The following is a 10,845-nucleotide window of genomic DNA, read 5'->3' as shown; positions in this document are numbered from 1 at the left end:
GCTAGCAGACCACCCGGCGCTTCAAAAAATGGCGTCGAAACCGAAGGTATGGCGGCAAATTTCAACAGCCTGCTAAGTGAAGTCGCTGATGCTAGACAAGGGCTAGCAACAACTGATAACAATCGTTTTCTTCGGATGTGGTATGAAATCGGCATAGATCGCATAAGTTTTGGGATGCAAAATAGTAATGAAGCCCTACAATCTTCAAAAAAATGGTTTCCCTATAATAAAGGTGGCGCATTCCGAAAATGGTATGGAAATCAAGATTTTGTCGTAAATTGGGAAAACGATGGGAGAGAAATAAAAGATAATATTCTGAGAAAATACACCTATCTAAAAACACCAGAGTTTGTGGCAAAAAACCCAGGCTTTTATTTTCGATCATCTATAAGCTGGTCTCGTATTACATCTTCTGTTAATTCTTTCCGTTATTATCCGCATGGCTTTATTTTTGATCAGGCTGGACATTCAATTTTCACTGAACAGGATAGCGTCAAGCGTTGTTTAATGGGATATTTAAACAACAAATTTTCTACATTTATTTTAAATACAGTTAATCCCACAATGAATTTAGAGGTTGGATATTTGAATGATGTTCCTTATCCAAACAAGTTTAATGATTTTGATTTAAAAGTCGTTGATATTTTGATTGAGCGAGCGAAAAAAGATTGGAATACTTACGAAACCTCATGGGACTTCACAGAAAATCCTCTTATTTGTCAAAATCGAGATACCCTATATCTTTCATTCGAAAATTGGCAACTACATAACAATGACGCGATCGTTGAAATGCAACAACTGGAAGAAGAAAATAATCGTATATTTATTGAATCGTACGACTTGCAAGATGAATTAACGCCTGAAGTACCGCTCGACCAGATAACTCTAACCATTAATCCGAAGTATCGGTATGGTGGTAACTTATCAAATCAAGAACTTTACCAACGTTTCCAAGCGGATACTTTTGTAGAATTAATAAGCTATGCAATCGGTTGCATGATGGGCCGCTACAGCCTGGACGAACCAGGCTTGATCTATGCCCATGCCGGTAACGTCGATTTCGATCCATCCCGTTATCCAAGCTTTGCCGCCGACGAAGACGGTATTTTGCCGTTGACCGATCAGGAGTGGTTCAAAGACGACGCCACCAATCGCTTCCGCGAGTTCTTGGTGGCGGTATGGGGCGAAGACACTTTGCAGCAAAATCTGGAATTCGTCGCCGAAAGTCTGACCTTGAGCAGTTTCAAACCGAAAAAAGGCGAAACCAGCTTAGACACCGTGCGCCGTTACCTGTCCAGCCAGTTTTACAAAGACCACCTGCAAACCTACAAAAAACGCCCGATTTACTGGCTGTTCAGCTCCGGCAAGCAAAAAGCCTTCGAATGCCTGGTCTACCTGCACCGCTACAACGACAGCACCCTGGCCAGAATGCGTACTGAATACGTCACGCCATTACTGGGTAAATACAGCGCCTACGCCGACCAGTTAAACCAACAACTGCAAGACGCCAGCAGCAGTGAAGCCGCTCGCATCAAAAAAGACATCCAAGCCCTGGAGAAAAAACAAACCGAACTCCGCCAATTCGACGACAAACTCAAACACTACGCCGACATGCGGATCAAGCTTGATTTAGACGACGGTGTTAAAGTCAACTACGGTAAGTTTGGTGATCTGTTGGCTGAGGTGAAGGCGGTTACGGGTGGGACGGGAGATTAATAATGTTTAAATCGATATGGATTGATAACTTTAAATCGTTGGTTGATTTTGAGTTGGAGTTTGCCAAGTTCAATTGTTTGGTTGGTCTTAATGGTTCCGGTAAATCGACTGTTTTACAGGCATTGGATTTTGTTTCCCAACTGATGCAGGGGGATTTAAAGGGATGGCTAAATAAGCGCCACTGGGAAAGTACCGACCTTAACTCAAAACTATCCAAAAAAAGCAATATAGAGTTCAAGATTGTTTTTGAAAATAAGTCTTGGGGCGAGATTATTTGGAGTGGTAGTTTTAATCGGAAAACGCTGAGTTGCACACAGGAACGAGTCGAGCGGGACGGCATTCTTCTCCTTAAGGTGGAAGAAGGGCATTGCTTTATGGCTCATAGTTTTGTGCAGAACTCTTCATCTGATCGTTTTCCCATTGTTTTTGATTATCAGGGATCAATTCTTTCTCAATTAAAGGAGAGCCAAATAAATCCAGTTATCAGAGACATAAAAGAGTTTGTATTACGGATTGAGTCTCTTGATATGTTGTCACCTGAGCTATTACGAAGTAGAACAAAAAGCTCTGACGGAAAGCTGGGGCTTGGCGGAGAAAAACTGTCTGCTTTTATTCACGAATCCGGCAATCAGGGCAAGGAAAAATTAAAGCGATTATTAAACAATATTTACGGCCAATTAGAAAATATCGATACCCGCTCACTGCGGTCTGGCTGGAAACAATTAGAAATTACCGAGCAATTTGGCAAGCATAAATTTAAATCGACGGCACGGCACGTAAATGATGGCATGTTGCGACTGATGGCCATTTTGACGCAACTCGAAAGCGATAACGACTTCTTGTTGTTTGATGAGATTGAAAATGGCATTAATCCAGAGGTCATTGAATATTTAATTGATCATCTTGTAAACAAACCATACAAACAGGTCCTAGTGACCACACATAGCCCGATGATTTTGAATTATTTGGAAGATGATGTAGCGAGACAGGGCGTTATCTATTTGTATAAAAACAGCCAAGGCATGACACGACGAATCAAATTGTTTGATATTCCGTCTATGGCTAAAAAATTGCAATTCATGGGGCCTGGAGAAGCGTTTGTTGATACCGACCTAACGCGACTGTATCAAGAAATTGAAGCATTGAAAGCATAGGGACTTGCTATGTATTTACTATTGAGCGGCGAAGGTTCTAGCGATATAGGACGATGCGAGCTTGGTTTAGAACAGTGTGACGCTGATTATTTCCAGCCAGGGCCAATGAGTTGGTTTATTGACCAACTGGTAGAAGATTATCAGAATTATGAGTTCTCATATTTGGAAAATAATTGCGTTAGCTTTATACCAGAAAAGACTTTAGCCGCTAATAAACCTGAACCATCTAAAAAGGCCATTGAATTACGTGGCAAGAAAAAGCCAGTTGAAACTCAATATTATTATAAAAATGCTAGAACCCTAGCTGTTGCGGCTAAACAAAAGTCAGAACAAATTAACGATGTTGTAATTGCTGTTTTATTCCACGACTCAGATGGCACGGCCTCTGCCGGCCGTGGGGATTGGACGAATAAGCTTAATGCCATGCTCGCTGGGTTTGCCAAGGAAGATTTTGCGTTTGGCGTTGCTATGATGCCAAAGCCCAAGTCCGAGGCTTGGTTGCTTTGTGCCGTGAAAGACAACCCCTATCAGCATTGCCGACAGTTGGAAGATGAAAGCGGCAACGATAGAAGCCAAAATCCTTTAAAAGAACAATTATCTGAAGCCTTACAAGGTAACGATTCAGCCGAACAGATCAATGACAAGATCAGAAGCTATGAAATTGATGTTCATCGAATCGATATGCCGTCGTTTAATGCGTTTAAAGATAACTTGAAAGAAGTTGTTAAAAGCGCATTAGGATTACCTTTAGAGGAGTGATCTTTGCCAGCTTATCAGCCCCCGTTTCAAATCACCCCCATTATCTTGTCGCTGGTCGCCGAGATCAGCGAACAACTGGGCCGTTGGAGTGCAAACTTGGGCGAAGGCGATGAAGGCCTGTCGCCGCAACTGCGGCGTGGCAATCGCATTCGTACCATTCAGGCGTCGCTGGCAATTGAGCATAACAGTTTGACCGTGGAACAAGTCACGGCGGTGTTGGAAGGCAAACGGGTGCTGGGTTTGCCGCGCGAAATTCAGGAAGTCCGCAATGCCTTTGCCGCCTACGAGCAATTACCGCAATGGCAACCCCATAACCCAAATCACTTATTGGCCGCACATGGCCTACTGATGCAAGGCTTGGTCGACGATGCTGGTCGTTGGCGACATTCCGGTGTGGGCATTTACCAGGAACAGCGACTGGTGCATATGGCACCACCCGCCAGCCAAGTGCAACGCTTGATGTCGGATTTACTGGCTTGGTTGAAACAGAGCACGGTGCATCCTTTGGTTGCCAGTTGTGTGTTTCATTACGAATTCGAGTTCATCCACCCGTTTAGCGATGGCAATGGCCGCATGGGACGTTTGTGGCAAACCTTGATTCTGTCGAACTGGAAACCGGCACTGGCCTATCTGCCGGTGGAAACGGTGATCCGTAATCAGCAATCCGAATACTACTCTGCCTTAAGCGCAGCCGATCAAGCCAGCGATGCCACTGGTTTTGTCGAATTCATGCTGCAAGCCTTATTGGCGGCAATGCAGGAAGTGGTTATGGCTACACCTGAAAAGGAATTTTCGGCACCAAGTAGGCATCAAGTCGGCACTAAGTTAAAATTGAGTGCGGATCAGTTGGTTGTGTTCGAGCAGATTGAAGGTGAAATGAGCTTGGTTGAGCTGATGGCGTTACTAAACCGCAAAGACCGCACCAAGTTTCGGCAACAAGTTTTGGCTCCGTTGATCGACTTAGGTTTGATCGAAGCCACCATACCGGATAAACCGACTAGTTCTCGGCAAAAATACCGGCTAAAAAGAGACGACGATTAATGGATATAACGCAGTTACAACAAGGCATCACGGCTAAATTTGGCACCGGCACAGACCAGGGTTGCCGCTTGCTGTTTTGGTACGACCCCGAACAGAGCTTTAAGGATGCCATCTCCGAATTGGATTTGCCGGATGTCACCGTGCTGGACATGACGGATGTATCCATTTTTGAAACCAAGAAGCGAATCGAATTGGATGAGCCGCAAACTCGGTTCTTACTGTACTTCCCTTACGCCGAACCCGCGCCGGATAACGATTGGTTTCTGGATATTCGCTTGTACAGCGAGCAGTTCTTTGCCGACGCCAGTTCCATGATGTTGACCGAGCTGGGCATTAATCAGATGGCTTTGCGTACGCATATTCTTAAGCGGCAAACATTTTTTGCCAGTAAGCAGCGCGTAGCGGCGTTGAAGCGCTTTGTTACCGAAAACGAAGATGACACCTCGCTGGATCGCAAGATGTTGGCCGTGGTGGTTAAGGCGGATTCGTCGGCATTGAACGACAGCGTTTTCAGCCTGCTGAAAGATTACGCCCTGGGTTTGGATGCTGAAGCCGGTGAATCAGCGTTAATCGAAAGTTTGACTAAGTTCGAGCTCATCGACGCGTTCTGGAAAGGCTTGGCGGAGACTTTTGGTTACGATGCTAAGGAACCGAGTCTGGCGGATTTTGTTTTAAAGCTGTTTTGCACCGAACTATGGAGCCAGATCGAAGGCGGCGACCGCGACTGGCTGTTGAATAATGTTTTAAAAACGCCCTCTGGCCGAGCCACGGCGGTGGCGTTTATGGCGGGTTGGCGGGATAGCCGCAGCTATGCGGAGTATCACGACAGCTTATCGGGGCTATTGGCGCAGAAACTGGAAATCGCTCAGAAATGCGCCAAGTATCTGCCGCAGCAACTGGCCGAATGCAAGGGCTTTGAGGCTGTCGAGCAAGCCATTATTCGCGGTTTGGTCGGCGATTTAACCGACAATGCCAAGGGACCTGATCGGGCGCAATTCGAAAATCTGTTGTCACGCCGCTTATTGGGTCACTGGTGTCTGTCGCGTAAGGAATATGCAGCTATCTATGATGCTTTACGCAATGCTGAATTGTTGATGCATCTGCGACAGCAATACGTCGATGGCTTTCATTACGACTCCTGCAAGGCCATGTATCAGGCCTATTGCCAAGAACTGTATCAATTCGATCAAGCTTATCGACTCTTCAACGAACATGCGCTGACGGTGGCGAGTAAGGGCGCGGAGATTCTTCGTCAGCTCGACGATGCCATCGAAAGCCTCTATACCGAATGGTATTTGTACGAACTGAGCATGGCGTGGGATCGGTTGCTGAACAGTGAACAGCGTTTGCAGCAGTGGTGTGTGCCAGGAATACGCAATCAATACCGTTTCTATGAGGAACAGGTTCGGGAGCGGCTTAAATCCACTCAAGCCAAACGTATTTTTGTCATTGTGTCCGATGCTTTGCGCTATGAGGTCGCCGAGGAATTGGCCGAAGTGATTAATGGCGAAAAGCGCTTCAACGCGGAATTATCGTCGCAATTGGGGGTATTGCCGAGTTATACGCAATTAGGCATGGCAGCTTTGTTGCCGCATAAGACCTTGGAATATCAGGTGGGGTCTAGTCCTTTAATTGTATTGGTAGATGGACAATCGTCTGCGGGTGTAGATAAGCGCAGTTCAATCCTCAACCCAGTTAATGGCCTAGCGGTTAGCGCCAAAGAATTGATGGCTTGGAGCAACCAGGATGGACGGGAAGCCATTAAAGACTGTCAAGTGGTCTACATCTACCACGACACCATTGATTTTATTTGCGATAAACAAGGCGGAGAAGATAGAACGCCGCAAGTTTGTCGGGAAGCCATTATCGAGCTCAAGGATTTGATCAGTCGGGTGATCAATCGGCTAAATGGCAGTCATGTATTAGTGACGGCGGATCATGGCTTCTTATATCAACAGAAGGCACTGGAAAAGATAGATAAGACCGAGTTGGCAATGAAGCCCAGCGGCGCGATTGAAGCCAAAAAGCGCTATATCCTCGGCGAGAACTTGCCGAGCGACGACCATTACTGGAAAGGCAAGGTCAGCGATTCAGCCATGGCCAATAGCTCGATGGAATTCATGTTGCCCAAAGGCGTGCAACGCTTTCATTTTGTGGGTGGTGCCAAATTTGTACATGGCGGCGCGATGCTGCAAGAGATTTGCGTGCCGGTGTTGCACATCAAAGTCCTGCAAAAAGAACAGGCCGCGAAACTTGAAAAACAACGGGTCGGCGTGGTAGCTGCCGGTTTGCCGATCAAGCTGGTTAATAACATCGATAAAGTTCGCTTTATTCAAACCGATCCGGTTGGAGAACAATTTATCCCTAGGCAGTTGGATGTCTACATCGTCGATAGTCAAAACGCCCCTGTTTCCAGTCGTGAGACATTGAATTTCGATAGTAGCTCCCAGGTAATGGATCAACGAACCCGCGAGGCTCGGATCAAGTTGGTTGGATCTGCATTTGATCGACATGCGATTTATACGCTGATCCTGGAAGACAGTGAAACCAAAACCCAATTCGGGCAATATGCCGTCACGATTGACTTGGCATTTCAGGATGACTTTTTTAACCGGACAATGGCATGAATGAATTTCCAGAATTAGACGACAGCCCGATTGAGACTATCCAGACGGAAGTGAATGAAATTCGTAGCGAGGACTTGGATAGCCTGTTGAATAAGCATTTCGCCGGTCGCGTGGTGCGCAAGGATTTGACCAAGCAATTGAAGGAAGGCGCTAATGTGCCGGTCTATGTGTTGGAATATCTGTTAGGGATGTATTGCGCGTCGGATGACGATGAAGTGGTCAAAGCCGGCATGGAGAATGTTAAGCGGATTCTGACCGAAAACTATGTGCGTCCAGACGAATCGGAAAAGATCAAATCCCTGATTCGCGAACGCGGCAATTATCGGATTATCGATAAAGTCACGGTAAAGCTAAACCAAAAAAAGGATGTCTATGAAGCCATCCTCTCCAATTTAGGCATTAAGGATGCCTTGATTTCGACAAACTTGGTGAAGGAAAACGAAAAGCTATTGACCGGTGGCATCTGGTGCATCATCACGGTGAATTACTTCTTTGAAGAAGGCCAAAAAACCTCGCCGTTTTCAATCAACACGCTTAAGCCGATTCAAATGCCATCAATGGACATGGATGAGGTGTTTAGCGCGCGGCAAAATTTTAGTGTCGATCAGTGGATGGACGTATTGCTGCGCTCCGTGGGCATGGAACCCACAAATTTGGAAACACGGGCCAAATGGCATTTGATTAACCGCATGGTCCCGTTCGTCGAAAACAATTACAACGTTTGCGAATTGGGTCCTCGCGGCACAGGTAAAAGCCATGTCTACAAGGAATGTTCGCCGAATAGCTTGCTGGTTTCAGGTGGTCAAACCACGGTTGCCAACCTGTTTTACAACATGAGCTCTCGCCAAGTCGGTCTGGTTGGAATGTGGGATGTGGTGGCGTTTGACGAGGTCGCGGGCATTACCTTCAAGGACAAGGATGGCGTGCAGATCATGAAGGATTACATGGCATCCGGCTCGTTTTCGCGCGGGCGTGATTCCATTGAAGGCAAAGCGTCGATGGTCTTCATCGGTAACATCAATCACAGTGTCGAAACCCTAGTTAAAACCAGTCATCTATTGGCGCCATTTCCAGAAGCCATGATCGACACCGCGTTCTTCGACCGATTTCATTCGTATATCCCTGGCTGGGAAATCCCCAAGATGCGGCCTGAATTCTTTACCGATCGCTATGGCTTGATTACCGACTATCTGGCCGAATTCATGCGGGAAATGCGCAAACGCAGCTTCGCCGATGCCATCGATAAATACTTCAAACTTGGTAATAACTTGAACCAACGCGACGTGATTGCCGTGCGTCGCACCGTATCCGGCTTATTGAAACTACTGTATCCGCATGGCAATTACGAAAAAGACAATGTTCGCGCCTGCCTGACCTATGCGCTGGAAGCACGTCGTCGAATCAAGGAGCAGTTAAAAAAACTTGGCGGGATGGAATTTTTCGATGTGCACTTCAGCTACATCGATAACGAAACCTTGGAAGAGTTTTTCGTCAATGTGCCGGAACAAGGGGGCAGCAATTTGATTCCTGAAGGATTGCCAAAACCAGGTGTGGTGCATTTGGTAACTAAAGGCGCTACCGGACAGTTGGGACTCTATCGCTTTGAAACACAGATGACAGCTGGTAACGGTAAACACTCCGCATCTGGCTTCGGTTCCAACACGTCTGCCAAAGAGTCGGTACGCGTGGGATTTGATTATTTCAAAGGCAACCTGAATCGCATCAGCGCGACTGCCAAGTTCTCTGACCATGAATACCACCTTCATGCCATCGAGCTACACAACACTGGACCAAGCAACAAAATCAGCCTGGCGTCACTGATCGCTTTTTGCTCGATTTTGATGAACAAGCCAATCCAGGAACAAATGGTCGTGCTCGGCGATATGACCTTGGGTGGTGTAGTCAATCCGGTTGAGGATTTAGCCGGAAGCCTGCAATTGGCGTTAGATAGTGGTGGAAAGCGAGTGTTGTTGCCGATGGCTTCCGCATCCGACATTCCGACGGTACCGGCTGAAATCTTTTCTAAGTTTCAGATTAGCTTTTTTGCCGATCCGGTGGATGCGGTTTATAAGGCGCTGGGGGTTCAGTAAATCTGCCTAAACTTAGCAAATCGATAAAATAGAGATGATATACCGAATTAATCTCAAGCGATTGTCGTTGTGAAGTATATTTTATAATTGCGATATGATTAATTCTTGATTGATCAAACAAGAGCTATGCTTTATACGTTAATTTAACCCCCAGAATATAGTTTAGATCATACATGGAATGTTGTCTTTTAATAACCAGACAGGCACTTCATCAAGGTATATTCTGGAATGCAATAAATCACGAAAATACATTTCTAATAAAAGGATAATAAATGAAAATAACTGTGAACAAGCTTTCAAAAGGAAGTATTTTTTGTGAAGACTTTAAGGATTTGAAAACAAACAATGAAATTGATTTTGATAGAAATAAAGTTGTAATTATATACGGCCCGAATGGCACAGGAAAAACTAGCCTAGCAAAAGTATTGGCTAAAGATACCGGGACAGAATACCATATCGAAATTGATGGGATGAAAAATACTCAGGATGATCCGGCATTTTCGCATGTTATCTCAGATCAAAATGACAGAAATATTATACAAGGAAATACAGAAGACTTTATACTTGGCGACAATATCCGTCGTGAGTACGAATTAAAAAGCAAGATAGACGAATTGTTTAAAATTATTTTTGAATCAAAGCTTTCTATTCAGCTTAAAAATGATTTTGGTATATCTACAAAAAAATCACAATTTGACGAGTTCTTCACTGATAAAACACTTCTTCAATTTATTTCTGATCTAGCAAACAATAAATCAAAAGGAAAGGGAATTGATCGAAAAAAATTCGTTGATTTTTTCTCTGAGAAATCAATCTCAGAAATCACACGACCAGAAGCAATAAAGTTCAAGTTTTTCGTCGAAGATTACAAAGAGAAAAATTCAGCAATTCGAATTTTCTTAGGTCAGATATTCAGCCTTGATGAAGAAGAGAAAGCCCTTCTTAAAATTGAAGAGAACGCCGACGCAATTAGTATTCTTGAGAAATTTCACTATCTTAATGAATGTATTGTTTGTGATCATGAAATTGACCCTAATCAGGCTCTAGAAAAAAAGAAAACTCAGCGCCAAAAATCAATCGAATCACTAAGCGATAAAACGCAAAAAATTATAAGCGGAATATTAGAACAGCTTCCATCCACAGACCCTTTTGGTATTGCCGCGACACTACGCACTTCTCTTTTGTCAGGCAATTCCGACGCGATATCCGAGGTCAAAAAAGAAATAGAAAAGTGCATCACAGCTTATCCAACATTGGTGTTCAATAGCTTTATAAATATCATTACAGAATCTGGAGTCATTGAGGTATGGAAGGAATACGAAACGTTAGCAAAAGAGAAGCCAAAATTTGAAAATGAAGATGTGATATTTATAGAGAAATTCCTTAACAGGCTGTTGATTTTATCGCCCCCGCAATCCGCATTGATTCGCTGAGCCAGCCGCTAGATTAACTTATAAA

The 10,845-nt window shown here is 44.7% G+C and carries 7 protein-coding genes; all 7 read left to right on the top strand.

The features are described 5' to 3' along the window. On the top strand, positions 1-1,716 hold a 1,716-nt coding region (gene pglX, locus ACW73I_RS22255), incomplete at its 5' end, for a BREX-1 system adenine-specific DNA-methyltransferase PglX (protein WP_458031702.1). Between the two features lie 2 nt (positions 1,717-1,718). Then, a complete protein-coding gene (locus ACW73I_RS22250; RefSeq protein WP_458031701.1) occupies positions 1,719-2,870 on the top strand; it encodes an AAA family ATPase in 1,152 nt (383 codons plus the stop codon). Positions 2,871-2,879: 9 nt separating this feature from the next. Continuing rightward, on the top strand, positions 2,880-3,629 hold the full coding sequence (locus ACW73I_RS22245) for a hypothetical protein (RefSeq protein WP_458031700.1): 750 nt from the start codon (positions 2,880-2,882) through the stop codon (positions 3,627-3,629). Between the two features lie 3 nt (positions 3,630-3,632). Beyond that, positions 3,633-4,670 (top strand): Fic family protein, encoded by a 1,038-nt coding sequence (locus ACW73I_RS22240; protein WP_458031699.1) that lies wholly within the window; start codon positions 3,633-3,635, stop codon positions 4,668-4,670. Then, positions 4,670-7,297, top strand: a complete 2,628-nt coding sequence (pglZ, locus tag ACW73I_RS22235) for a BREX-1 system phosphatase PglZ type A (protein ID WP_458031698.1) — start codon at positions 4,670-4,672, stop codon at positions 7,295-7,297. The genes ACW73I_RS22240 and pglZ overlap by 1 nt, the downstream gene beginning before the upstream one ends. Next, entirely contained in the window at positions 7,294-9,387 is a 2,094-nt protein-coding gene (gene brxL / locus ACW73I_RS22230) for a protease Lon-related BREX system protein BrxL (protein ID WP_458031697.1), read from the top strand. Before pglZ ends, brxL begins: the two co-directional genes overlap by 4 nt. Positions 9,388-9,659: 272 nt before the next feature. Further along, entirely contained in the window at positions 9,660-10,820 is a 1,161-nt protein-coding gene (locus tag ACW73I_RS22225; protein WP_458031696.1) for an AAA family ATPase, read from the top strand. Positions 10,821-10,845 lie beyond the last annotated feature (25 nt).

Source organism: Methylomonas sp. MgM2, from assembly GCF_054172045.1.
This window is presented reverse-complemented; position numbering and strand designations above follow the sequence as displayed.